This window comes from Halorubrum trueperi (assembly GCF_042662525.1).
GTDB lineage: Archaea > Halobacteriota > Halobacteria > Halobacteriales > Haloferacaceae > Halorubrum > Halorubrum trueperi.
Genome location: NZ_JBHSXI010000002.1, coordinates 169,250 through 192,325, shown reverse-complemented (window position 1 = coordinate 192,325; position 23,076 = coordinate 169,250). Strand labels below are relative to the sequence as shown.

23 protein-coding genes and 1 pseudogene are annotated in these 23,076 nt (G+C 60.1%); 11 read left to right on the top strand and 13 right to left on the bottom strand.

Annotation, left to right across the window (positions count from 1 at the left end; translation table 11 throughout):
* Positions 1-131: 131 nt before the first annotated feature.
* The 3 genes and pseudogenes from ACFQEY_RS05175 to ACFQEY_RS05165 all read left to right on the top strand — a co-directional run.
* A pseudogene (locus ACFQEY_RS05175) lies at positions 132-458 on the top strand (IS1595 family transposase); the annotation flags it as partial.
* 117 nt (positions 459-575) lie between these two features.
* Positions 576-1,349: an enoyl-CoA hydratase/isomerase family protein gene (locus ACFQEY_RS05170; RefSeq protein ID WP_379765388.1), complete on the top strand. Its 774-nt coding sequence runs from the start codon at positions 576-578 to the stop codon at positions 1,347-1,349.
* 1,223 nt (positions 1,350-2,572) lie between these two features.
* Positions 2,573-2,965 carry an acyl-CoA thioesterase gene (locus ACFQEY_RS05165; RefSeq protein WP_379765385.1) on the top strand — a complete coding sequence of 131 codons (393 nt, stop codon included), beginning with the start codon at positions 2,573-2,575 and terminating at the stop codon, positions 2,963-2,965.
* A 122-nt stretch (positions 2,966-3,087) separates the two neighbouring features.
* Here the strand turns inward: ACFQEY_RS05165 and ACFQEY_RS05160 are convergent, their stop codons facing one another.
* Positions 3,088-4,770, bottom strand: a complete 1,683-nt coding sequence (locus tag ACFQEY_RS05160; protein WP_379765382.1) for an acyl-CoA synthetase — start codon at positions 4,768-4,770, stop codon at positions 3,088-3,090.
* Between the two features lie 92 nt (positions 4,771-4,862).
* On the opposite strand from ACFQEY_RS05160, the gene ACFQEY_RS05155 reads away from it, so the two are divergent.
* Both ACFQEY_RS05155 and ACFQEY_RS18760 read left to right on the top strand, forming a co-directional pair.
* Positions 4,863-5,738 (top strand): acyl-CoA thioesterase family protein, encoded by an 876-nt coding sequence (locus ACFQEY_RS05155; protein WP_379765379.1) that lies wholly within the window; start codon positions 4,863-4,865, stop codon positions 5,736-5,738.
* A gap of 261 nt (positions 5,739-5,999) precedes the next feature.
* Complete coding sequence (locus tag ACFQEY_RS18760) at positions 6,000-6,107, top strand: IS1/IS1595 family N-terminal zinc-binding domain-containing protein (protein ID WP_459864996.1); 108 nt, start codon at positions 6,000-6,002, stop codon at positions 6,105-6,107.
* Between the two features lie 21 nt (positions 6,108-6,128).
* On the opposite strand, the gene ACFQEY_RS05150 is transcribed toward ACFQEY_RS18760, so the two are convergent.
* From ACFQEY_RS05150 to ACFQEY_RS05120, 7 genes are all read right to left on the bottom strand, one after another.
* Positions 6,129-6,437, bottom strand: a complete 309-nt coding sequence (locus ACFQEY_RS05150; RefSeq protein ID WP_379765376.1) for a hypothetical protein — start codon at positions 6,435-6,437, stop codon at positions 6,129-6,131.
* Positions 6,434-6,772 (bottom strand): hypothetical protein, encoded by a 339-nt coding sequence (locus ACFQEY_RS05145; protein ID WP_379765373.1) that lies wholly within the window; start codon positions 6,770-6,772, stop codon positions 6,434-6,436. The genes ACFQEY_RS05150 and ACFQEY_RS05145 overlap by 4 nt, the downstream gene beginning before the upstream one ends.
* 68 nt (positions 6,773-6,840) lie before the next feature.
* Positions 6,841-7,836, bottom strand: a complete 996-nt coding sequence (locus ACFQEY_RS05140) for a hypothetical protein (RefSeq protein WP_379765370.1) — start codon at positions 7,834-7,836, stop codon at positions 6,841-6,843.
* Between the two features lie 96 nt (positions 7,837-7,932).
* Positions 7,933-8,331, bottom strand: coding sequence for a Zn-ribbon domain-containing OB-fold protein (locus ACFQEY_RS05135; protein WP_379765367.1), 399 nt, complete (start codon positions 8,329-8,331; stop codon positions 7,933-7,935).
* A complete protein-coding gene (locus tag ACFQEY_RS05130; protein ID WP_379765364.1) occupies positions 8,328-9,497 on the bottom strand; it encodes a thiolase domain-containing protein in 1,170 nt (389 codons plus the stop codon). Before ACFQEY_RS05130 ends, ACFQEY_RS05135 begins: the two co-directional genes overlap by 4 nt.
* 235 nt (positions 9,498-9,732) lie before the next feature.
* Positions 9,733-10,707: a DUF4872 domain-containing protein gene (locus tag ACFQEY_RS05125; protein WP_379765361.1), complete on the bottom strand. Its 975-nt coding sequence runs from the start codon at positions 10,705-10,707 to the stop codon at positions 9,733-9,735.
* Positions 10,708-10,963: 256 nt separating this feature from the next.
* Positions 10,964-11,365 (bottom strand): cupin domain-containing protein, encoded by a 402-nt coding sequence (locus ACFQEY_RS05120; protein WP_379765359.1) that lies wholly within the window; start codon positions 11,363-11,365, stop codon positions 10,964-10,966.
* Between the two features lie 264 nt (positions 11,366-11,629).
* On the opposite strand from ACFQEY_RS05120, the gene ACFQEY_RS05115 reads away from it, so the two are divergent.
* The gene (locus tag ACFQEY_RS05115) at positions 11,630-12,595 is read left to right on the top strand and encodes an MBL fold metallo-hydrolase (RefSeq protein WP_379765356.1); all 966 of its coding nucleotides are present in this window, start codon (positions 11,630-11,632) and stop codon (positions 12,593-12,595) included.
* Between the two features lie 125 nt (positions 12,596-12,720).
* Entirely contained in the window at positions 12,721-13,074 is a 354-nt protein-coding gene (gene panD, locus ACFQEY_RS05110) for an aspartate 1-decarboxylase (protein ID WP_379765353.1), read from the top strand.
* A 100-nt stretch (positions 13,075-13,174) separates the two neighbouring features.
* Here panD and ACFQEY_RS05105 read toward each other — a convergent pair whose 3' ends face one another.
* On the bottom strand, positions 13,175-13,627 hold the full coding sequence (locus tag ACFQEY_RS05105) for an FAD synthase family protein (protein ID WP_379765350.1): 453 nt from the start codon (positions 13,625-13,627) through the stop codon (positions 13,175-13,177).
* A 443-nt stretch (positions 13,628-14,070) separates the two neighbouring features.
* Between ACFQEY_RS05105 and ACFQEY_RS05100 the strand changes: the two genes are divergently transcribed.
* Positions 14,071-14,538, top strand: coding sequence for a DUF5793 family protein (locus ACFQEY_RS05100; RefSeq protein ID WP_379765347.1), 468 nt, complete (start codon positions 14,071-14,073; stop codon positions 14,536-14,538).
* Positions 14,539-14,748: 210 nt separating this feature from the next.
* Positions 14,749-15,135, top strand: coding sequence for a VOC family protein (locus tag ACFQEY_RS05095; RefSeq protein WP_379765344.1), 387 nt, complete (start codon positions 14,749-14,751; stop codon positions 15,133-15,135).
* A gap of 54 nt (positions 15,136-15,189) precedes the next feature.
* Here the strand turns inward: ACFQEY_RS05095 and ACFQEY_RS05090 are convergent, their stop codons facing one another.
* Both ACFQEY_RS05090 and ACFQEY_RS05085 read right to left on the bottom strand, forming a co-directional pair.
* On the bottom strand, positions 15,190-16,161 hold the full coding sequence (locus tag ACFQEY_RS05090; RefSeq protein WP_379765341.1) for an electron transfer flavoprotein subunit alpha/FixB family protein: 972 nt from the start codon (positions 16,159-16,161) through the stop codon (positions 15,190-15,192).
* Entirely contained in the window at positions 16,158-16,952 is a 795-nt protein-coding gene (locus ACFQEY_RS05085) for an electron transfer flavoprotein subunit beta/FixA family protein (RefSeq protein WP_379765338.1), read from the bottom strand. The genes ACFQEY_RS05090 and ACFQEY_RS05085 overlap by 4 nt, the downstream gene beginning before the upstream one ends.
* Positions 16,953-18,444: 1,492 nt before the next feature.
* Here ACFQEY_RS05085 and ACFQEY_RS05080 point away from each other — a divergent pair.
* A complete protein-coding gene (locus ACFQEY_RS05080; protein ID WP_379765335.1) occupies positions 18,445-20,211 on the top strand; it encodes a transposase in 1,767 nt (588 codons plus the stop codon).
* A 492-nt stretch (positions 20,212-20,703) separates the two neighbouring features.
* On the opposite strand, the gene ACFQEY_RS05075 is transcribed toward ACFQEY_RS05080, so the two are convergent.
* Entirely contained in the window at positions 20,704-21,681 is a 978-nt protein-coding gene (locus tag ACFQEY_RS05075; RefSeq protein WP_379765332.1) for a hypothetical protein, read from the bottom strand.
* Positions 21,682-21,845: 164 nt separating this feature from the next.
* Positions 21,846-22,217, bottom strand: coding sequence for a winged helix-turn-helix transcriptional regulator (locus ACFQEY_RS05070; protein WP_379765329.1), 372 nt, complete (start codon positions 22,215-22,217; stop codon positions 21,846-21,848).
* Between the two features lie 658 nt (positions 22,218-22,875).
* On the opposite strand from ACFQEY_RS05070, the gene ACFQEY_RS05065 reads away from it, so the two are divergent.
* Positions 22,876-23,076, top strand: a 201-nt coding sequence (locus ACFQEY_RS05065; protein ID WP_379765326.1) for a hypothetical protein, incomplete at its 3' end; no start/stop codon positions are given.

The following is a 23,076-nucleotide window of genomic DNA, read 5'->3' as shown; positions in this document are numbered from 1 at the left end:
GCTGGCGACGTGGCGCCAGCAGGGACGCAATCCATACGAAGAACTTCGTCGAGTCGTCAGCAATAATGAGGTTATGTCACGGGCTCACGCTGTGCCGGCTGTCGAGACCTCGGGGTAAACACGTACGATTTTTCTACGATTCGGAACTCACCCACGGCAAATTCCTCATCACCTTCCTTCTCTACGCTGATACGCAGTTGAGCATCAATCAGATCGCCTTCCTGCTGTCTCCGTCGTGTAAGACGCTCTACGACCAGATTAAGGAGGGGGAACCGCGTTTCTTCGGGGCTTTCCGACTCTCCGGGATCGTATCTCCCAGACTGTCAGTGGCCCCACGCAAGTCGATGAGACTCAATAGGTGTGTCCAGGGTTCAAAGGACAAGATCCGCCGCAGAGGGGGTTTCGATCGCGGCGGGGCACCAGAAAGAGGGAGAACGCGCTGGACAAGAGACCAGGGCGCTGTCATCCGATACGGCTCCGCCCGTTTCTGATTTGGACGTTCTGTGCGATTATGTCTGGCTCACCAAGCCGAAATCCTGAGTTATTTATGAAGCGGCAGTGAACATGCGACTGTCATGCCAGACGTAAGCTTCTCCGTGGAGGACGATATCGGACGGGTGACGCTCGAATCACCCCCCGTAAACGGGTTCACCCACGAGTTCATGCACGACCTTCATGACGCTCTCGAAGCGGCACGCGACGCCGGTCCAGCCGTGTTACTCGTCGAAAGTGCGATCGACGGGATGTTCTCCGCCGGCGGGGACCTCTCGTGGTACGTCAATGCAGACGACGAGACACTCCAGAACTTCGTCTCGTTCATGCACAAGACGTTCCGAACGTTGGAACGGCTCCCGATGGTGACCGTCGCCGCCATCGACGGCCATTGTCTGGCCGGCGGATTCGAACTCGCCCTCGCGTGCGATCAACGGATCGTCTCCGATGGCAACTGGCAACTCGGATGTACTGAAACGGAAATCGGAGCGATGCCGGGGGGCGGTGGCACCCAACGACTCCCGAGGGAAGTGGGCCGTGGGACGGCTTTAGACATGATACTCAACGCCCGCAGAGTCCCGCCCGAGGAGGCTGCCGATCTGGGACTCGTCCAAAGAACCGTCGAACCGGCGGAATTCCAGAGCGAGGTCCAGGAGTACGCCGAGCGACTCGCGAACGGACCACACCGTGCCTACGCCGCCGCCAAACAGGCGGTCACGCAGGGCACGGAGATGAGTCTCGACGAAGGGCTCGCCTACGAACAGGAACTCGAATACGGCCTGTTCGAGACGGCCGACTTCGAGGAGGGGCTCGACGCGTTCGTCAACGATCGCGATCCAGAGTTCCGCGGAGAGTAGACACCGGTGGGACGGAGAATTCGACCGGACCGGCAGCGAGGACGGTGTCGCAGGTAGTCCGTGATTTTATAGCGACCGACGGTGAATCGGACACTGTGTATGACGACGTGATACTCGACTGCGAGGCTGGAATCGCCACGATCGCGTTCGATCGCCCCGACATGTACAACGCCTTCGGAAAGTAGACGATCGACGAGTTCAACGACGCGCTGCGAACAGCCACGGAGGACGAGGAAGTGACGCTGTCATCCTGAGCGGGGCAGGTGACGGGTTCTGTTCCGGACCGATCTGCGTGAGATGTTCGACCAGGGCGACGAACCACCGGACGAGTACCGAGCGTTCATCCGGCAAATACAGGTCATCCACAGCCGGTTCCGGGAGACTAATGGGCCCATTATCGCGACCATTGACGGTCCCACGATCGGTCCCAGGTGTGACTTCGCGCTCGCGGACGACCCGCTGGTCGTCGGGCGGTCGCGTTAAGTTAGGTATCGATGTGCTTGCAGTCACACGATTTGACTAGAATACACTGGAATTTTGTTGCAGATCTTGTTACGGCGATCGACCGAGAGGAAATCTGAGAAGGCCAATCTCTATATCCTATCGTCGCTGCTTGTCTCAAGCACATAAACAGATGTGCTCCAACTCGACAAATACCCTTGCCGTCTTGCGTTTCTGCTTAACTTAACGCGACCCGTCGGGCCCGCCCTTCACTTACGTAAGGGACACGTCAGGATGGGACCGGTTCCGTGCCCGGAGGCGGCTGGCTCCTTTTGTGACTGATCGGCGAGTCCGAAGTCAGGGGGTTTCTGCTAACGGGTCGCGACATCACTGCCCAGGAGGCTGTCGATCTGGGGCTGGCCGTCACAGAGTGGAACGACCCTACCACCGAGGCGATGGCGCTGGCAGAACGACTCCAGGACCTTCAGCGAGCGCTCTTCGGACAACGAAGGGACTGAACGATCCACCCAGTTCCCTCGAAGAGTATCAGCAGCGCGCCGTCAAACAGCAGGTCGAGTGCGTGTCCGAGTTGGAGCACGAAGAGGCTTGTGGCGTTCGCCGAAGACCGTGAGCTCGACTATGACGAGCCCTGAACGGTACCAAGGTGTGAAATCAGCGTCCGGTGCCTTCGGACGATGGACTGATGGTTTGGCGGACCAGCGATGTCTGCAGGGATGGCTGAGCCGGTAGAACTATTCGGGGCCTATCCGAATACCGTCGTAATGTCATACGAGTACAACTGGAAGATCCGATTCGACGACATCGACCGAGCGGGCGTCCTGTTTTACCCTGAACTCTTCAGGGCCTCTCACCGCGCCGTCGAAGATTACATGGAGGACATCGGCTTTCAGTTTGGCGAGATCGTCGAAGAGGGGTGGGGGATGCCGGTCGTCCACGCGGAGGCGGAGTATCACATCCCTCTGCGATACGGCGATTTGGTCCGGATCGAGGTCACTGCGGATCCCGGCGAGACATCCGTCCACTTCGACGTTATCGGATATACCGACAACGACGAGGTGGCCTTCGAAGTAGGGGAGACACACGTTACCGTCGACATGGAGACATTCGAGACTATCGAGGTTCCACCGGAGCTGCAGGAGGCTCTCGCCGAGTAATAGCCCCCGGATAAGCGAAACTGTGACGCTTCGACCGTCGAGGTGCGAACGACGATCGAACCGTGACTGGGGATGGAGACCCGATAACAGATAGCCACCGGAAACGGATCAGCGGTTTGTCGTCACTCGCGCTCTCGCTCGCGGAGTTGGGCGCGCTGGATCTTCCCGACCTCGTCTTTCGGGAGTTCGTCGAAGAACTCGATTTCGCGAGGATACTTGTACTTCGCCATCCGGTCCTTGACGAACTCCTGCAGTTCGGCTTTAAGTTCGTCGCTCGGCTCCGTTCCAGGCCTCAGCGAGACGAAGGCTTTAACGATCTCGCCTCTCGTTTCGTCCGGTTTGCCGACGACGGCCGATTCGGTGACTTCCGGGTGGTCGTTGAGGACTTCTTCGACTTCAGGGGCGGCGATCTGACGCCCGCCCGAGACGATCATATTGTCCAACCGTGTCTCGAACCACAACCACCCATCCTCGTCCTTGTAGTAGATATCGTCGAGGAGGCTCCACCCGCCGAGTGAATCTTTCCGGGCCCGTTCTTCGATCTCGGGGTGTTCGTTCTGCCAGTAAGCTATGCCGGTGGGGCCCCGGACGGCCAACTGGCCCATCTCGCCGCGCTCGAGTTCGGCGCCGTCCTCGTCTACGACCTTCGCCTCGTAGCCCGGTGCCGGCCGGCCGACGGAGTTCTCCGGTGCCACCTTCTGTTCTCCTTCGTGAGAGACGATGAAGAACTTCCCCGTCGGCGTCATGCCGACGAGGTTGCACGGTTCGAACCCGATCCGTTCGGTGATCCGATCGAAGGTCTCCTTGTCGGTCATCTCGCCCGACAGGCCGACCAGTTCGAGACTGGAGAGGTCGTACTCCTCGTTGTCTTCCCGGTCAAGCATCAGTCGCCACATCGTCGGGACGCCGACGAATTTCGTGACGTCGTACTCGTCGAGAACCTTGAGTACGTCGACCGGTTTCGGGGTCTGCTTGATGATCTGAGTCGCTCCGCCATGCCACGAGAACAACGTTCGCTCTTCCATCCCGAATGCGTGTCCAATCGGAGCGTGCGTGTACACGCGGTCATTGGGCGTTAGTGCCCGATCGCGCTTTGTAAGGACGGAGTTTGAAATGTTACTCGCGTGCGTCCACATACATCCTTTCGGTTTGCCGGTCGTCCCGCCCGTATAGCAGATGTTGGCCACGTCGAACGGGTCAGTATCCACTGCGTCGAGTTCCGTGTCGGCGTCGGCGACGAGGCGCTCGTAATCGTGTACCTCGACGTCTATATCGACATCGTTCGGAACCGGATCGGCGGTCGGCGTTCCGATGACGTGCTCGACGGTTTCCGATCCTTCGACCGCGTGATAGACCTCCTCCATCGTGTCCGTCTGGCCGACGACGACTCGTGCCTCAATGTCATCGACGACGTACCCAACCTCCCGACGACTCTGGGTCAGCGTCGCCGGCGTCGCGATGGCTCCGATCTTCCAGATCGCGAAGTTGAAAGCGATCGTCTCGGGGCGCTCGTTGGCTCGCCATAAAACCCTATCTCCGGGCTCGACGCCCAGCGACCGAAGGGCGTTCCCGAATCGGTTCACCATCTCGATGAACTCGCCGTGGGTGTATGCCCGATCCTCGTCGACGTGGATGAACGCCGTCTCGTCCTCCCACCCGTTCTCCTCGACTGGCCGCTCCAGGATTTCGGTTGTGGCATTCACCGACGACCGGTTGCGGATCATGTGGTGCTCGGGCATTGTGAACAGGAGGTCGGGCCAGTGCTCTTCCGACGGCGTATACTCGCTTGGTACGTTGCCAAACATGAGTTTGTCCTTGAATGCCATTATCATAAAGGTTCGGTGCCCAGTATCCCTTCGGCGATAGACCTTTCACCAATCGAAGTATAACGATGGATATGCCGGCAGACCTCTTAGAACGGCGCGTCCGGTTCGGTGATACCACGTACGGCCCGTGTCTCCACTACGCGACGGTCTTCGACTGGGTCATCTGTGCTATAGAAGAACTGGGCGAAAAACTGGATTACACGTGTGATGAAATCGTCAGTAAGGGAGGGATCCCGTACGGACCGGTAGATGTTACGGCCCGCATGGATCGGTACCCGACCTACGGCGACCGCGTTCTGATTACCGGCGTTCCAGTGTACGTCAGCGACCGCAGTTTCCAGGTCGAGTACGAACTCTCCCGCGTCACTGGCGACGAGCGGTTCGGTCGAGTTCGCGTCGTCAGCGTAACATTGGCCCCCGATGGCACGCCTGAACCCCTCCCCGGTCACGTCAAAGAGCGCCTCCGTGCGCTGACAGACGGTCTCGACCGCGACGACTGTCTCGCTACTGTTGACGACGATCCAGTGACGTTCGCCGCCGGAGAGGAGACGTTTGCGGTCCGAAGGACCTTCCGAACCCCGCACATCGAGGCAGTCGACCTGGGATACTTCGAAGACTACGCACGGTTCGTCGCCGCCGGACTCGAGAAGTATCTGGAAACGACCGGAACGTCGCTGGCCGGTCTCTGTGAGGCGACAGACTGGTGGCCGTTCCAGCCCCGGGAGTGGCACCTGACGTTCAACGATATGGTCCGCTTCGAGGACGAAATGACGATCCGTGGGAGCATCGAATCAGTGGATGACACGACGCTTGCCGTCGCTTTCGACGGTGAGAGCGACGACGATCGGCGGATCGAAGGCCGGATCGCATACGGATGCTGTGACGATACGGGGGCGTTCGTTCCGCGACCAAAGGCGATGACAGACGCGCTCGAACCGGTGCGCTAGGCCTCTTCGCGGAGATCGGTCCGCTTGATCTTCCCGACCTCGTCTTTCGGAAGTTCGTCTCGGACTTCGATCTCGCGGGAGTATTTGTATTGGCTCTTCACGATGAGACATCATTTCTACGAATCTGGAGATTGTAGTCACTAGTGATGGACAGGAAGTCAGTCGAGGTGTTCATTCCAGAACGGGAGGTGTGTTACGACGCCTCCGCTGCGCCCAATTCGACGCTATGGTGGCGTATCTCTACTGCAGAAGTGAGGATTCATCAAGAAGGGAACCACGGGCAAGGATATCCAGACATATCGCTGCAGTGACTGCGATTCACAGTTCAACGAACTCACTGGCACACTTTTGAGCGCCATAAATTCCTAGTCGAAGAGAGATTCTACATACTCAGGGAGATACGATCTGTGCCGAGCGCACAGATCGCGTCGAGGTCGACGCGATGAGGGAGCCGTCCTGAGCTTCGTCCACCAGGTCCAAGACCTGTGTGGAGAGATCGACGAATTCACGCTGTGAAGACGACCCGCAGAACGACCGGAAGTGGTCGGCGCCGACGCACGGGGAGCCCTCGTACATTGGCGCGGTGCTTGGATGAAAGAGCACTGGCCGGTCGTACTCGGCGGCGAGTTCGAACGCCGGGTCGAAGTCGGGAGAGGTGGCATCCGGCGCGTAGTCCTGGACCGGACACTGGAACTTCAAACCCCCATCACCACGGTCGAGGGCCTCGCGAACGACTGCGCCGACGTCTCGGGGTCGGCAGTAGCGGATGGAATGCACATTCGAGAATCGGCCGCCCAGTCGAGTTCCCAGTCGTTGCGGTCGGCGGCCATGTCGGCCTCGTGGGCGTACGGAAGCGGGGAGTAGTGCGAAGTCCCGGCGTCCCGGAGCGTGGCTTCGACGGCCGTCGGGTCGTCGGGGTGCGGGAACTCCCCGCCCGCCGCGTCGTTGAGCGATCCACGAATTGCCCGTCTCAGCCGCTGTGGAAAGAGATGGATGTGGCAGTCGGCGTGGGTTCGAAGCTCACAGTGTATCACCTCGCTCGTTCGTGCCGTAGGTCCGTTTCATACTGCACCGCACGGAAGGGGGTCCACGTTCACCGGGCTTAAAATTCGGTACGTGCCTGTTCCGCGTACGTTTCAGGTGGGGTATCGACGACGCCTTCGTCGTGGAGCACCGTGAAGAACGGCGAATCCGACCAGTAGTACTCGTCGAAGACCGAGCGCGCGACGACGGACATGACGGGCGGGAGCGCCGGGTCGTCGACGAGGTGCAGCACGAAATTGAACGCGTTGAGACCCGCATCCGCGTACGCGGCGAGGACGTTCGATAGCCCCGTCGCGAACCCTTCGATGGTTTCCCGCCCCAGCTCGGCGCGGTTCGTGTCCGGTGCGACGGCGAGCACGTGCCGGTGGTGTTTCGGCGCGAACGCGGCCAGCCAGTCGACCGGGCCAGCCGTTCCGATCCAGCGGTCACCGTCTCGTTCCACGTCGACGAGGTCAGCCCAGTACGTCGACCCCTCGGCGTCGCGATACCGCCGACTCGCCGCCAGCAGTTCCCGCTGTGCGTTGGTTCCGCGGTCGTCGACGACCGTCTGCAGGTGGGGATGGACGAGGCTCGACCCGGCCGACCGGAGGAAGTTCATGTTCACAGAGGCGTGAGTGACGTCCTCGTCGTAGTTGAAGACGGCGTCCACGTACTCCAGTGCCGCGGTGAGTCCGCCGGCGAACTGTGTCGCCGTGAGCTGTTCCATCGGTTGGAAGTGTGTCTCGGTGAGCACGACGACGTTCGAGTAACTCCCGTACGGGTTGAGGTTCGGAAACGACGTCGCCTCCCCGAATGATCCACGGTCGACGTCCATCCAGTCCGGGTACGTCGGTGTCGCTTCCTCAACGTTCTCCGGACAGAAAAAACACCCTTCGTCGTCCGAGACGACGGCGTCAATCTCGTAGTTGTCGGGCATGACGAATGCTCCGTCGACGATCCGTGCGATGCGACCAGTGAGAGGGTCCTCGCGGACCTCAACCGTCTCCGTGACCGCCTCGAAGTCCGCCAGCGGACTGTTGAACGTCGCTGACTGCGAGTGCGTTTCAAACTCCATGTGGGGATGAAACACGGACGAGGGCTAAAAGAATTCGCTGGATACGGACGCTGGAACGGTGCGATCCAGCCCCGGTCCGAAGTGCCGGCGGGAGTCTCACTCGACTGGCTCGAAGACCGGGGCTGGGAGGTCCTCTGTGACCACAGTGCCCGTGAATTCGGCCACATCGCCAATCTCGACGGTGCCATCGACGCGTACCAGCAAATGAACACTCCCTAGTTCGACCATTACCACCTGGTAGGGACCGTCGAACCCCTCGGGCGTGACCTCGATGGTGGTCTCGCTGTACACCGTCCCGCGCGTCGGGAGTTCGACGGCGTCCAACTCCCGGGCGCCACAATTGATGCAGACGCGTTTCGGGGTCGCAGTGACGTGTCCACACGAGCGGCATTCGAGGCCGAGCAACACGCCCGCTTCCAGCTGTTCGCGCCACTCCTCGTAGTCCACGTCGTCGAGAGTGCGAACGGCGTCCTCGGACGGGAGTTCTTCGCTCATGCTCGTGCCTCCATGACGGTGACGACGGTCGTCGCGGCATCCCCACCCAGGTTGTGTGCGACCCCCGTGGACGCATCCTCAACCTGTCGCTTCCCGGCCGCGCCGCGGAGCTGTTCGGTGAGTTCGACGATCTGTGCGGTACCGGTGGCTCCGATTGGATGGCCTTTCGCCTTCAGGCCGCCGGACGGATTCACCGGCAGTTCGCCGTCGACGTAGGTCGTCCCCTCGGCGGCGGCGTGTCTCCCCGCACCGTCCTCGACGAGGTCGAGGGCCTCGATGGCCATGACCTCCGCCCCGGTGAAGCAGTCGTGTACCTCGGCGAAGTCGACATCGGCGGCCTCGATGCCCGCTTGCGCGTACGCGTCGGACGCGGCGTCGCGCGCCGACTGTGTCGCCGTGATGGCGGTTTTATCGGCCAGTGGAACCGCGTCCGTCCGGTGACCGACACCGGTGACGGCGACGGGGTCGCCCCGGAAACTCTCCGCGAGGTCGTCGGCGACGACGACCACCGCGGAGGCGCCGTCCGAGAACGGGCAGCAATCCATGAGGTGGAACGGATCGGCCACCACGGGACTCTCCAGGACGTCCTCGACAGTCGCGTCCTGGCCGAAGTGCGCGTTCGGATTGTACTGGCCGTGCTGGTGGTTCTTCACCGCGACGGCGGCGAGTTCCTCCTCGGTCGTGCCGTACTCGTGCATGTGTCGCTTGGTGAGCAGGGCGAATACGCCGGGGAACGTGAGTCCGGTCGGTTGTTCGTACCGACGGTGGGACGCACTCGCGAAGATGCGTGTCATCGCGTCCGTGTCGAGCCCGGTTTCGGGCGTACATCGCTCGACGCCACCGACCAACGCGACGTCGTGAATCCCCGACTCGACAGCCTGGACGGCGTGCTTGAACGCATTCGACGACGTGGCACACGCGTCCTCGAACCGCTGACAGGGTATCCCCTGCAAGCCGAGGTGCGTCGCGAGCGTTGGCGCGAGGTGCGTGTCGTTTTCGGTCTGGCCGGCCAACGCATTCCCGAAGTAGAACGCGTCGACCTCATCGGCGCTCACGCCGGCATCGTCCATCGCCGGCAAGGCAGCGTCGGCGAACAACTCCTCGAGTGGTGCGTCGTGATGGCCAAACGGGCTCATGCCAGCCCCGACCACCGCGGCTCGTGGCATACGCTTGTTCTTCTGTGCAGAGACTCATAAAGCATCTACCCGGTCCAGCCGCGGACGTCACCCGCCGGACGAACCGCGTGGACCATCCCCGAGTCAAGCGGGTCGAGAGACGGACTAGCTCGTCATCACGGAAATCGAAGCTGTCCAAACGACCCCGAGGCAGGGGCAAACGACCGGGAATGACCGTGATGACGAGAGCCGTTCAGTGCCTCGAGCCGCGTGCCCCGGAAGCGGGTCACATCACCGCCGCGAGATCCTCGAACAGTTCTTCCTCGCGATCCGCAAGCGAGTGTGCGTGCTCGCTCGCGTCACTGAGGCGTTCCGCTCGTTCGTCCTCGTCGTCGGTCTCGCTGACGACCTTCAACTCCTCGCCCAGGACTGTCCAGTCGTCCGCGATGCGGTGCATGCGCTCGCCGAACCGGGGATCGAAGCCGGCGTCCGTCCCGAGGGTCTCGAGGAAGTCGGCGTAGAGCCGGCGGAACGCGCCGCCGCCCGTCCCGCGACGCTCGATGTTCTGGTACGCGAACCGCGCCATCCACTGCACGTCGTCGAACGCGGTCCACTCGGGCAGTTCGTCCGCGAACGCCCGGATTGCGTCCACGCCACCGCTACCGAACCCTCGACCACCCTCCAGCATCGTTTTCGTCGCTGACTCGACGGCGTCGCGGGTTGCGTCCTCGACGGCTGCTAGTTCGCCCGAATCGTCGACGGCGAGCCAGCGACGGTCGAGGGGGCCGAACCCGTACTCGGAACTCCACGCGGCGTCGAACTCGGTTCTCGTGACCGGCTGGGGCTCCGGGAACTCGCTGTCCGAAATCGTCACGGTGTCGGCGTCGACCCCAGCGACGACGACCGTGTGGGGACCGAAGTGCGTGTCACTCCCAAAATACGGGAGGTAGTAGAGGTCGACGAAACACAGGACCGGCCCCGACTCGAGACGTGTCTCGAGCGCCTTCCAGGTGGCGTCGCGGGGCTGACCGTCCCTGTGGGTGACGGGGAGACCGAGGTGGTCGAAGAACGCCCGTTCGAGGTGTGCATTCTGGCCCACGATCATCCGTGATGTGGGGCCCTCCTCGTGGTAGCCGAAGCCAATGCCCGCTCCCAGTCCAAAACAGGCGGGTTCGTCGAATCCCCAGTCGTGGAATGCACTTAGATTCCGGAGGGACGCGGACCCGCAATGGTCTCCCGGCGTGTGCGAGTATCCATGCATGCTCGTCGATGCGGCAGCGACCGAAAAAACGGTACCGGTCGTCCGGGGTCCGTCGGCGCTCCGGCACAGTTCGGCCGTACCGTCACTCATGGCGCACTGGCTGGTTCGGGAGTAGTAGTACTCCGCGTTGGTACTCGACGCGAACGAGGAATGTGTCCGATGGTCGACCTCGGTCACGGTCGGGAGCGGGTCACTGTTCGTCGCGTCGCCGTCGCGGAACAGACGATGTCCGACGGCTGGTAGCCGTCGTCAGCGCTCATTCGTCGAGTTCTTGGGGATTCAGGCCTGCGTCGTCCACGGCCGGTGCGCCGAACGCGAGGACGATGCCAGTTTCGTCGCCGACGTTCCGATGGCCGTGGCCGACCATCGGTTCCGCTGCCCACCACGTTCCAGGCTCGGCCTCTACCGTCTCGGTCTCGCCGGACCGGCCGAGTTTCAAACTGAACGTGCCCTCCAGCACGTAGAACACCTCTTCCTGCTCGCTGTGTGCGTGGTAGCCGATCTCGTCACTCGGTTCGATGTACCACACTTTCGCCCGCATGTTCTTGAGTCCCAGGGCCTCGTCGATCGAACGGATGTCGTGGTCCGGCGGCATGTCGTCGTTCTCGGACAGGTCGACGCGCGGTACGTCGTCCTCGTGGACGTACTCGTACTCCATGTGACACGGTACTGCGAACCGACGGATAAAGCTAGTGTGCCAGACACCGCCGTCTGCCGTTAACGCCGGGAGCGTACCGGCCAACCCCCGCTCTGACGACGATGCCGTGGCAGGCGTGAACCACCATTCGGATTTACTGTTCCGACCGCAGGCCAAATCGAGGGGCCGAGACGACGCGCCCCACACCGGTCGCGCCGTCATCCGCCGAAGAACAGATGACCGTATCCGATACCACTATCACCGTTCCGAGTCGTATACGTACGCGTGCACGTCTTGACGTTCGGAAACCACGAGTTCGAGGGACGGAACAACGCCTACCTGCTGTCCGACACAGGATCGGTCACGCTCATCGACACCGGAATCGCGACACCACGCATCCGCGAGCAGTTCGCGACCGAACTTCACGAGCGCGGCCTCGGCTTCGCGGACATCGACCAGATCGTGTTGACGCACTGGCACCCCGACCACACCGGGCTCGCCGGTGACATCCAGGCCCAGAGCGGAGCGACCGTGTACGTTCACGAGGCCGATGCGCCACTCGTCCGACGGGACCCCGACGCCCTCGACGCGCTCCACGACTGCCAGCGTGTGTACTTCGACGAGTGGGGGATCCCACCGGCGGCGCAGGACGAACTCCGATCGGCGCTCGCGGATGACCACCTCGTCGGCCAGCCACCGACCGTCCAGTCCATCGCCGAGGGCGCGACGATCGACGGTGGCGCGAGGGACCTTCGCGTGTTACACGCGCCGGGGCACGCGGCCGGCCTCTGTTGTTTCGCGTTTGACGGTGACTCTGGGCGCGAGGCGTTCGTCGGTGACGCCATCCTCCCGAAGTACACCCCGAACGTCGGCGGGGCGGACGTCCGCGTCGACAAACCGCTCGCGACGTATCTCGACACGCTCGAGCGACTTGCGAACCAGGAGTTCGCGCGGGTCTGGCCGGGCCACCGCGACGTGATTGAGGACCCCACTGCCCGCGCTCGGGAGATCATCGCCCATCACCGCGAGCGCGCGAGCCGGGTTCTCGACATCCTCCGCGAGCACGGCCCTGCCGATGCCTGGACGGTGAGCGCCCACCTGTTCGGTGAGCTGGAGGGAATCCACATCCTGCACGGGCCCGGTGAAGCGTACGCGCACCTCGACCACCTCGATCGCCACGGGCTCGTCGAGCGCACAGAAGACGGCTACCGCGTGCGTCCTGAGCGCCCCGCTCTTGACGCAATCATGTAGCTGTTGGCAGCCGCAGGGGGACCTGTCCGCAGATCGAGAGGAGCAGTAAATCGGTGTCCTTCGACGATCCATGCTATTTATGACCCCGCTGATCGATAGTACCCACAGGGAACGCAGATGAATCCATGCATCGAACGTTGTTGAAATCGAAGATCCATCGGGCGCGGGTGACCGCGACGGACAAAGCATACGAGGGAAGTATCACCGTCGATACTGAACTGCTGGCGGCCGCTGATATCGTCCCTCACGAACGCGTGCAGGTCGTGAACGTGACGACTGGTGAACGGTTCGAGACGTACGCGATTGCCGGGGACGATGGCGAGGTCTGTCTGAACGGCGCCGCCGCCCGGCTCGCCGAGCCGGGCGACATCGTTATCATCATGTCGTATGCAAGGTACGCCGAAGACGAGCATCACGAGCCGTCGATCACCCTGGTTGACGAGATGAATACAATCACCGAGCAGACAAACGGCGACTGAAAGAGAAACCTCATAACAGGGGATTCTTGGGTCGCGTGGCAGAGGCTGCAGTCAACACATCGCAGATCCGGTTAGCACGGTGAATACGTCTCGGGCTGGATTATTTTTCATGTGTGTATTCGAACACCTCTACACCTCGCCGCCGTGCGATCCGGTCTTTCACGTCGCTCGACGACTGAACCCCGCCGTCATCGTATGGGCCAATCTGAACAACATCGACTCCTGAATACCCATGTTCTCGCAACGTTGCCTCAAGGGTGGGCGGCTCGTAGTCTTGGTCGTGCCCGATTGTGATGATGTCCGGGACGATTCGATCAACGCTATCGAAGATGCTTCCTTCTGCCCCCAACACCGCTGCATCAACGATTTCGAGTGCGTCGACGACCGTACGCCGACTTTCTTCATCCATGAAGAGGTCCTTTTTAGCCGTCTGACGGGAGTCCCGTGCGATAACGACATACAGTTCGTCTCCCAGGCTGGCGCTCTCACGAAGGTAATGGAGATGTCCCGGATGAAGGATATCGAACGTTCCCTGTGCCATGACGCGTTCCATACCGCTCTGTTACGAATCACGCCGTATGAATGCGTCGAGGCTCCGGCACCCTCCCTCTCACCGATTGACGCTCAAATCTAGCCCAAAAACGGCCACTCGCGATGCCCGTGGCCGTCGCTCTCCGAAACTTCGAGTGACCGTATCATTATGTCGGATGCTGTGGATGCCGAAGACGACCATCCCGATCCGACTATCATGTTCCGTGGGACAGCACCGATATCGCTGCATCAGTGAGTCGTGTGACTGGACGGTCACCGAGTTATGATTCGTCGACATGGCGATTTCAAGTTCCCTCCGTTCCACCTCCTCCGTTCCTGTCTCTGCTATCGGGGACAGTATCGTCGTGGTAGGCCGGTGACGACTCATTGGAGACTGCAGATCCGCACCGTCACGGGGGATGCGAACCCTCAAGGGTTCTCACTCGCTATCACCACGTATCGGAGATGCAGGGCGACCAGTTCACCATCGGGTTCACCACCACGGGGTTGGCTGGTACCGGTGCGGATTCAGGTCAGCCGGTACTCCGACTCGCCTTCGATGGGTCACGTGACCGGCTCCAGGAGTTGCTGAGCGAGCGACTGCCCGACGATATCAACGAGGAGGCGGTCGATGTCTCGTTCCGCGGCCTGTCGCCGAGCGATGGGACGGACGAGGGCGTTCTCAGTCTCAGCGACCGTGTGACCGGCGCATACGTGCTCGAAATCAAAACGCAAGAGGAGCCGATTCTCGAGTTCGTACAGGCAGTACGAGAGTACGCAGACCGTACCGGTCACGAAGCAGCGTATCGAATAGTGATGCAGGCGAACGCTGAGACGGTCACGGTGTTCGAGAAGACACTGTTGCTTGTGTACGACGCGAATGGAACGCTCCGTCGACACGCCAGTCTTATCCCGAGTGACATTGAGCTATGATCGGTGGATTCAGCTCCACTGGGGGAGCGCCTTTCACCCGGGGATGCCGCTTCTTGTACTGGACCGTCTCACCAGAGTAACCGCTATCGTCGCTGAGACGGCTGGGGTTTGAATATGGTCACGTAACGCTTCGATCGCCTCTGTTTCGGGTTTCCATCGTCGGCGTCGGCAGCCCCGATTTTATGGACGTCGAACGCGTCGGGGTTCCTTGTGCCACCGACCGTAGACAACATTGGGACTGCAGTTACCGATCTCGACGCGGCTGTGTCGTTTTACGAACAACTGGGGTTCGAGGTTGAGCGGTATTCGTCCGAGGAAGCAGCCGTGCGACCAGCCCCGGAGTCGGCGTCCCTCTACGTGTTCGAAATCGACAACGAAACGACGACCCATCGCGATGCAGAACTCTTTGACAACCCCGTCGGCATCGATCACGTATCCGTGCGTGTCGAAGATGTCGACCAGACCTACCGAAACCGAAAGGAGGACGTCGCGTTCTTCCTGGAACCGACGACCGACGAGGACTGGGGCCTACGCATGGCAGGCGTCCACGATCCCAGCGGCAACGTCCTCTACTTCATCGAACACCAAAACGGGTAGTGGCTGTCCCGGCGCCTGACAGCGTCCGCGCTGCAGCCACCCGCTCCGTCCGCGTCAGACGTCGGGCGGTGTCCCGCCGAACTCCTCGATGAGCAGCGGGACGACGTCGAACAGATCGTCGACGATGGCGTAGTCGGCGATGTCCATGATGGGCGCGTTCGGGTCCGTGTTGATCGCGATGATGGTCTCGGCGCCTTTCATGCCCGCGACGTGCTGGACCGCCCCGGAGATGCCGATGGCGATGTAGACGTCCGGCGTCACGACCTTGCCCGACTGGCCGACCTGCCGGTTCTTCGGCAACCACCCGCTGTCCACGATGGGGCGCGACGAGGAGAGGGTCGCGTCCGTCGCCTCCACGAGCGCCTCGATGAGCGGCAGATTCTCCTCCTCCTCGATCCCGCGGCCGATCGAGACGAGGAACTCCGCCTCGCTGATATCGACGTCACCGCTGGCAACCTCCTCGTAGCCCGTGACCGTCGTCTTGATCTGGCTCTCGTCGATGTCTGCGTCGAACGCCTGGACGTCGGCGTCGCCCGCGCCCTCTGCCTGGGCCCACTCGGCTGGGCGGATCGTGACGACCGCGTTGTCCTCGGCGACGTCGATGGTCGTCTCGACCTTGCCACCGTACTGCTCGCGCGTGACGGTGAGGTTACCGTTGTACTCCAGATCGACCGCGTCGGTCACCAGTGGCAGGTCAAGCCCCTCTGCGCTTGCGGGGACGTAGTCCATGCCGTTGACCGAATTCGGCGCCAGCAGGAACTGCGGGTCCAGCTCGGCGTAGAGTTGCTCGACGGCCTGCGTGTAGATGTCGTGGTTGAACTCCTCGCCCTCGTCGACGGTGTGGATGGCGTTGACGCCCTCGCGGTTGACCTGGTCTGCGACGGTATCGACGTCGCCGCCGATGACCGCCAGGTGGACGTAACCGCCAGTCTCGTCTGCCAACTGGCGCGCGGCGGTCGCAATCTCGTAGCTGACGTCACGGACTTCACCGCGGCGGTGCTCGGTGACTGCGAGCACGTCCGTCATCCCTCGACCACCCCTTTGTCACGCAGGAAGGTCGCAAGCTCCGTGGCGGTCTCTTCGGGGCTGCCGTCCCAGACGGTGGCGTCGCTCTCGGATTCGGGCTCGTACATGTCTGTGATGGCCAGCGGACTCTCGAGGATGTCCAAATCCACGCCGAGATCGTCGAGCGTCTGGACGTCGAGCGGCTTGGACTGTGCCTGGCGGATGCCGCGCAGGCTCGCGTAGCGCGGCTCGTTGATGCCGGACTGGATCGTCAGGACGGCCGGCGTCTCGACGTCGGTAACCTCTTCGACGCCACCCTCAAGTTCGCGGTGAACCGAGGCGACGCCGCCCTCGACGTCGAGATCGAGCTGGTTGACGACGGCTGCCCACTCGAAGCCGACGTTCTCGGCGAGTGCGACGCCCGTGGCACCGTTGGACTCGTCCCCAGACTGGACGCCCGAGAGGACCAGGTCCGGATCCTCTTCTTCGACGATAGCAGCCAGTAGCGCCGCCTTGGAATCGACGTCGAGGTACGCCGCACCCTCGATGGCGTCGTCCCACACGCGGATCGCCCGGTCTGCACCTTTGGCCAGGGCCATCCGGATGGTCTCTTCGGCGCGCTCGGGCCCGATCGTGACCGTGACGACGTCCACGTCGTCGGTTTCTTCAGCGATCTGGACGGCTTCTTCTATGGCGTAGTCGTCCCATTCGTTGAGATCGTACGTGAGGTAGCGGTCGTCGATGTCGAGTCCACTGATCTCGAACTCGTCCTCGACGGTGGCCACCTCCTTGACGGTGACAAGTACTTTCATACGCGATAGAACGTGCGAGTGCGTCCGAATTAAACGTTACCAACGGCGTACTGTGGTGGACCCTCGCGGGGGTTGACGCTGCCGGTTTCGGAGCCAACAGGGACACGGCGGCGAGTGCGCCCAAACTGGCGGACGACCTGATAGGTCGTGGATGAAGCGGTCGGATAGGCCGAATCGGAGGCTATTGTGCGGCTTCTACGATGAACCAACGGAACGTGGAACCAGCGACGGTTAGCACCGTGCGTGGACTGGCGAGCGAGCGACTGCTCGGCGGTATCTGCGTCCGCTTCTCACCGAGGAGATGGACCGTATTCGGGTACGTATCACACTATGTTGTGAATAGCTATCGCCAGGCGTCCTGGAAGTGGCTGCGTGGGCGCCTCGCCAGCCCTCGCGGTGACTGACCGACCCCGATCTCGATGCGTGTGGTGTCCCCAGTGACCGAACCACAATGGCCGATGCACGGCCCGATCGGGAGGGTGGCCAGGGCGCCACCGCTATCGTCCGAGCGGTGGTGACGGACTCCCGACGGTTGGCCCGCCAGTCGAAGGCCTTCTCGCCGAGGAGCACCAGAGGGACGGCTCTCACGTCTCACGTCAGTTAGCGGGCTCATCCAGACGAGGCCCGATCAATGGATGGGCTGGGATGCGACCCGTCCCAACGCGGAAGCTGACAGCGTCGCGGTGTTCGAAATCACGTCGATTCCGACCGCTTCGGGCAGTTTCCGACCGACGGAGGAGTCCCCTCTCCCGGCAGATAGAATCGCTGAAACGGCTGTCATCGACCGAATTACTGTCCTCATGGAGTACTGGTGACGACGCCGGCGTCCTCGTAGTCACCCCGCTCCCGGAGGGGACACCATCCGTACGGCATCTACACTCTGGGTACACCGAGATATCTCTCGAGTGTAAACTTCTGGTTCTATACTTTCTCGTTTTCCAGGTAAATATCCCGTATCGAATCATATACGAGCACTATATTCCTGTATAAGCCATATTTAGAAATGAATAGTCGAATTTTGTACGTATATAGAGTGTATATTGAGGTGGAGAGTGAGATATTTGTGAAAGTGGAGACATATCCGGCTAACGTACTTGTAGATACGCAGAAGCGGTCCCTCGCTCGCCCCGCATACAGTTGGTTGTTCTCAAACGCGATGACTGATCCTGTTTCCGCACCCACTTCGCCCGCTCGGTGGGGAGGTAGTGCCTGAAGTAGGAGAATAGCTTTATGAGGAGTACTGCATTTCACCGACCGTGTGTGCGGCTGTCCACTCACCAGCATTCTTCGGGATCCATCAGCAATGTGGCGGGCGCACTGCATGGTGGTGCGTCCAGCGCCATGCGATAACGACTCCGAGGGGCGCACTGGACGCGCATCCGTGCTGGAGACCTCCATGGCTATCCTGCCTGCGTGCCTCCTTGGCACCGTGGTTCACAGACTATTGCATGCGTCCACTCACGGCCCTCCACACTATAGGAAGAGTCCACCTATGACAGAAGAACATCGGGTTGTGGCTGCCCTCGCCGAGCAGGCGGACGACCTGTGCCATATCCATGACCACGCCACTCGCGTCATCAAACATCTCGACATCCCCTCTGACACCTTCAGCGACTACGAGCAGTCTGGCGACGCCGACTTCCCTCTCAAGGGCGTCGTTAAATTGTTCCTCTACAAGGAACTCAACGGCTTCAGCCAGGCCGAAACCGCCCGCCGACTCCGCGGCGCCGCTTACGTCTACACTCGATTCAACCTCCCCCGCCCCATCACTCAAGCCGGCATCAGCCACAACTGGCGCAACCGCCTCACGCGGAGCGATCGCAGCCTGATCGAGGACGCCGCCGACCGCATCCGCAAGGTTTGCTACGAACACGACGTGATCGACCAAGGGTACGAGCCCGCACTCGAACCCGCAGACATCCATAGTAGCGACATCGAAGAGGAGAAGATCATGGATGCCGTCGAGCGGGCCACCACCCTCGGCTTCACCGAATTCCAAGACCCACGCGCCAGCAATACGAGCTACGCCCTCCAAGCCTACTTCGAACGGCAGGGATACCTCAATCTCGCTGATGCAGGCACGACGACGAAAAGCCGCCGATTCGCCCGCCTCAGCAACCGCGACTCCGTGCCCGCCGGCTCCAGTCACAATCGGACGATGAAGAAGGTCGCCGACCCAGACCCGGAAACCGACCTCTGGGACTACATCGACGGCACGGGTCGTAGCGAGTGGCGGCTGATTCGCGACGAAGTACTTCCAGCATTCCACGCCGGCGTCGAGAACATCCTCGACGAGATCGCGGGGCGTGACCGCAGCGGCGTCCGCGAGCCGGTGAACGCCGCAATTGACATCACGACGTGGCCGTACTGGGCGTCACCGTTCCGCGACGAGGAGGATGTGGAGTGGTGGGAGGAACCCGTTGAAGTCGAGTATAGCGACGGCTCGACGCGGGAAGTGTATCCCCGGGAGGACTACCCGGTGATGGTCTCCGGGGTGAAGGAGAGCCACCAGCGGGCGTACAAGTTCGCCACCCTCACCATCGTCCCCGAGAACACGCCCATCGTCCTCGCCATCGAACCCGTCCGCGACAAGCGGGCGTGGGAATCAGATGACGCCGACACGCGCACGCGAGGCGAGCTGGTCGACCGCCTGTTGGAGCAGGCCGAGCAGCACGTGGACATCAACAAGGTGTTCGCCGACCGCGAGTTCGACAGCCACGAGGTCAGACACGTCGTCGACCAGCACGACGCGTTCTACGTGGTCGGGAAGAAGAAGCAGGCGGAAGCGGACAGGGAGGCCATCGAGAAGACCATCGAGCACGACGTGGCGGATGTGAGCGTCGAGCAAGGGTGGCTCGAGTACGATGGCGAGCGGCATCCGATGTCGTTCATCTACATGCCGAAGGACACGGCGAAGGATAACGAGGAGTACATCGAGGGCGACTACGTGATCTTCACGGTGAACGCCCACGTCTCGCCGGACAGGGGGCTCGGGTTGACTCAGCAGTACCGTCGGCGGTGGACGATCGAGAACGAGTACAAGTCGATCAAGAAGCACTTCATCCCGATGTCGGCGTCTGATGATTACCGGAACCGGTTCCTGTACTTCGTGATCGGCGTCCTCCTGTACAACGTGTGGCGGCTGGCGAACTTCCTGTTGCGGGACGAGGTGGACGTGGATTTGGGTGAGGATCCGCCGATATTGGCGGGGGAGATCGTGGAGCTGGTGGGGTTCTGCCTGTTCGACCCCGGCGGCTGAGGGGTCCACTGTTTCCGGGTTCGCGGTAAAGTGGTGAGCGACAGCAGTCTCCTTGTCACCCTGTTTTCGCCATGATTTCGGAGTCGAGGGTGGGTTGGTCGGTAGTGGATCGGTGAGTCGCAGGGTTCGTCGACCGGATCGCGGCTGGTTCTCGCCGCTCTCCTTCATTTCACAGACATTGAATTATATAACAAGCCAAACAGTTAGGCACTGGCGAAACCACAAGTTCGGAAGGTACAAACCTACAAATCGATGTTTAGTTGACATTTATATGCCGATAAACCGGGAAAAGACGATCTCGGCGGCCAAAATATCTAAATTAACTCATGTATGTCGCTACCCTGTGCCCAACTTCCGACGTCATCAACCGCTCAAACGTAAGCACGGTGCGGTAGTACGATCCCGACGATAGTGGAAGCAGCTCCGGAACTCACCATGGCTTGTCTCATTCACAACCTTGACCGTTCTCTCTGAACGGTCAATACAGTTGATTCAAGAATCCTCAACAGTAACGCCGAACCCAAGAGTCGTGAGGATAATTCCGATGGGGACATAGAGAATGATGTCCGTAAGAATCAACCCAAGTTCAGCCGCAAGACGGTGTATTCCGGGTACTGAGACGAACGTCCCGAACAGTGTGATACCCACCAGACACAGTGCGCCGATACCAACAATCTGATCGTAGGTCCGCACCTTCTCGGGTCGTCCCGAGACGGCGACAACAAGACCGAGGAGTCCAATCCCAAGATGTAATATGTCCAATGCGAAGCTCTCTCCGACCCACGGTGTGGTTGAGAGCGCACCTAGCGGAAGAAACCGTCCGGCTGAGAGGAGTACCAATATCGCTCCAACGAGACCGGCACCGACTACGTGAGGTATGACGGTCCTTCCGACAGGAGTTTGGGACGATTGGCGATCACGATCTCTAGGTGCTGTCCGCAGTTCATGGGCAGTAAGAACCCATCCAAAACCGTACGGAATTCCGATGAGAACTGCCCAGATTGCAGATGGAGTGCCGGAACCGAAACTAGCCGAGAATATCGCTCCAAGAATAGGAATTACACCGAGTCCGAGTCCTGCTACTGCCGGGCGCGAGATGAGGCCAGCATTTCGGAGACTGAGTGCAAGCAATCCTGACCCGAGCGCGAGAGAGACTGACCCCGCGACGAACGGGACGGCAAGGATGTACAGGAGCGCAAACATCGGTGGCAGTAGTGCGTAGGCGAGAACAACGAGCCCCAAGAGAGATATACCGGCAGCGGTCAACAGAACGCCTGCTCTTCCGGAACTCCCGTAAGTGTCTCCGTATGAGCGGTAGATTTCGATCAGTCCGAATCCGAGCAACATTGGCACCACGACAGCAAGGCCGATATACTCCTGTGCAGCCTCGTTGAGGCCCAGAACGAGAGGGATTAACACACCACCGAGCATCGCTAAAGTGAGACGACGGTCCCCGGCTAGCGTGAACATGTTGTTTGATCGAAGTGGAGTTCGGATTAAATGCCTTGTGTGACTTCAAATGAATAATGTCCGGCCGAAAAACAGTTTGGTCTTTACGCAGCCTTTAGGGAACAGCTGTTTCGTGCTATATTCTGTCTGAAGAATGGAATTTCCACAGAGCCCCAACAGACCCATTAATTGGAAACGTGTTTCTGAATGGTGTTTAATAGATCGCTCTCCTGTTTGCTAATAGAATCTTCCAGCCTTTTTCTCTCCCTATACATTTCAGAGAGTTCAGTACCTTCAATCATTTCGAAGATCTTCTTTCCCTTCTCCGTTAATTTGTACCCCTTTTCTTTTTGACCGTCTGGTGTCGTCAATAGAGTTTGTTCTAATAATCCAATCTGGACACCTTCTTTCAATCGGTTGCTCAGAGTACTTGAACTCAGGTTGATACGGTGTCTAAGATGGAAATGGCGGCAAGCACTCTCCTCGCCGATCTCCGCAAGTATCTCTATCGCCCCTTTCGACTCTAAGTAATCCACTATATCACGATTATCTTCCATTCTAAGGCAAAAGCTGGTTGTTGAAGGATCTATTTTGAATCCGGATAACGGTTTGGTTCTCCAATAGCTTTGATTCGAACTTCACTCCATAGCAAAGTTTAATGCGCTGTGTCGGAGATGTGTATGTAGGTTCGAATCAAAGTGGACTTTGAATTTGGAACACGGCTATGGCCGATACTAATCTTCGACCATAGCTCTGAATTGCTTGGTCTCAGAACGCTATATTTCTATTTTTGAATGGTCGGACTACCGGAAATAGCTGAATCAGTCGTCGAACATACACGAATAATTTGTGAGAATGAGGAGCATCTTTCGGAAACAATCGGAGAAGTATCGATCCCGGCAAATCATTTTACGGACTACCGGGCACAGAATCGGGTGAATTTCAAAACGGAAGTGCTGATTTGCATATTTCTCTATAAAGAAATTAAGGTATTTTCTCCAATTCGATTAGCTGAGGAGCTGGAAGAGAGTCCTACCCTAGTGAAATCTCTCGGGTTTCACTCCAATACAGGTACAGACATTTTTGACTCGTCAGAGGTGCTGAATGCCTAACGGTTCGGCGGATCCCCTTGTAGATAGGGTAATTGCCCAAGCCAAATCGCTCTTCGAAGTCAACGATAACGCTTCACGAGTTATCGGGAAACTCGACTTACCGATGAGCGAACTGCACGACGAGTACGATATCACGATGAGAGACTCGTTCGATTTCGAGGCGATGATCCGTCTCTACCTATTCAAGGAGGTTACAAAGATGGATCAGTCAGAAGTTACGGCGCGTGTGAGGAACTGGGAACTCCTTCAACACCGGTTTGGTATCGATCGAGCACCAACGCAGCAAACACTTTCATACACCATC

Coding starts and splice junctions, on each gene's coding strand:
- ACFQEY_RS05125 (WP_379765361.1), bottom strand. CDS start 10,707: ATGCATGGATACTCGCACACGCCGGGAGACCATTGCGGGTCCGCGTCC.
- ACFQEY_RS05090 (WP_379765341.1), bottom strand. CDS start 16,161: ATGACGGACGTGCTCGCAGTCACCGAGCACCGCCGCGGTGAAGTCCGT.
- ACFQEY_RS05120 (WP_379765359.1), bottom strand. CDS start 11,365: ATGGAGTACGAGTACGTCCACGAGGACGACGTACCGCGCGTCGACCTG.
- ACFQEY_RS05155 (WP_379765379.1), top strand. CDS start 4,863: ATGCCGGCAGACCTCTTAGAACGGCGCGTCCGGTTCGGTGATACCACG.
- ACFQEY_RS05100 (WP_379765347.1), top strand. CDS start 14,071: ATGCAGGGCGACCAGTTCACCATCGGGTTCACCACCACGGGGTTGGCT.
- ACFQEY_RS05080 (WP_379765335.1), top strand. CDS start 18,445: ATGACAGAAGAACATCGGGTTGTGGCTGCCCTCGCCGAGCAGGCGGAC.
- ACFQEY_RS05135 (WP_379765367.1), bottom strand. CDS start 8,331: ATGAGCGAAGAACTCCCGTCCGAGGACGCCGTTCGCACTCTCGACGAC.
- ACFQEY_RS05170 (WP_379765388.1), top strand. CDS start 576: ATGCCAGACGTAAGCTTCTCCGTGGAGGACGATATCGGACGGGTGACG.
- panD (WP_379765353.1), top strand. CDS start 12,721: ATGCATCGAACGTTGTTGAAATCGAAGATCCATCGGGCGCGGGTGACC.
- ACFQEY_RS05075 (WP_379765332.1), bottom strand. CDS start 21,681: ATGTTCACGCTAGCCGGGGACCGTCGTCTCACTTTAGCGATGCTCGGT.
- ACFQEY_RS05070 (WP_379765329.1), bottom strand. CDS start 22,217: ATGGAAGATAATCGTGATATAGTGGATTACTTAGAGTCGAAAGGGGCG.
- ACFQEY_RS05130 (WP_379765364.1), bottom strand. CDS start 9,497: ATGCCACGAGCCGCGGTGGTCGGGGCTGGCATGAGCCCGTTTGGCCAT.
- ACFQEY_RS05165 (WP_379765385.1), top strand. CDS start 2,573: ATGTCATACGAGTACAACTGGAAGATCCGATTCGACGACATCGACCGA.
- ACFQEY_RS05140 (WP_379765370.1), bottom strand. CDS start 7,836: ATGGAGTTTGAAACGCACTCGCAGTCAGCGACGTTCAACAGTCCGCTG.
- ACFQEY_RS05105 (WP_379765350.1), bottom strand. CDS start 13,627: ATGGAACGCGTCATGGCACAGGGAACGTTCGATATCCTTCATCCGGGA.
- ACFQEY_RS05160 (WP_379765382.1), bottom strand. CDS start 4,770: ATGTTTGGCAACGTACCAAGCGAGTATACGCCGTCGGAAGAGCACTGG.
- ACFQEY_RS05085 (WP_379765338.1), bottom strand. CDS start 16,952: ATGAAAGTACTTGTCACCGTCAAGGAGGTGGCCACCGTCGAGGACGAG.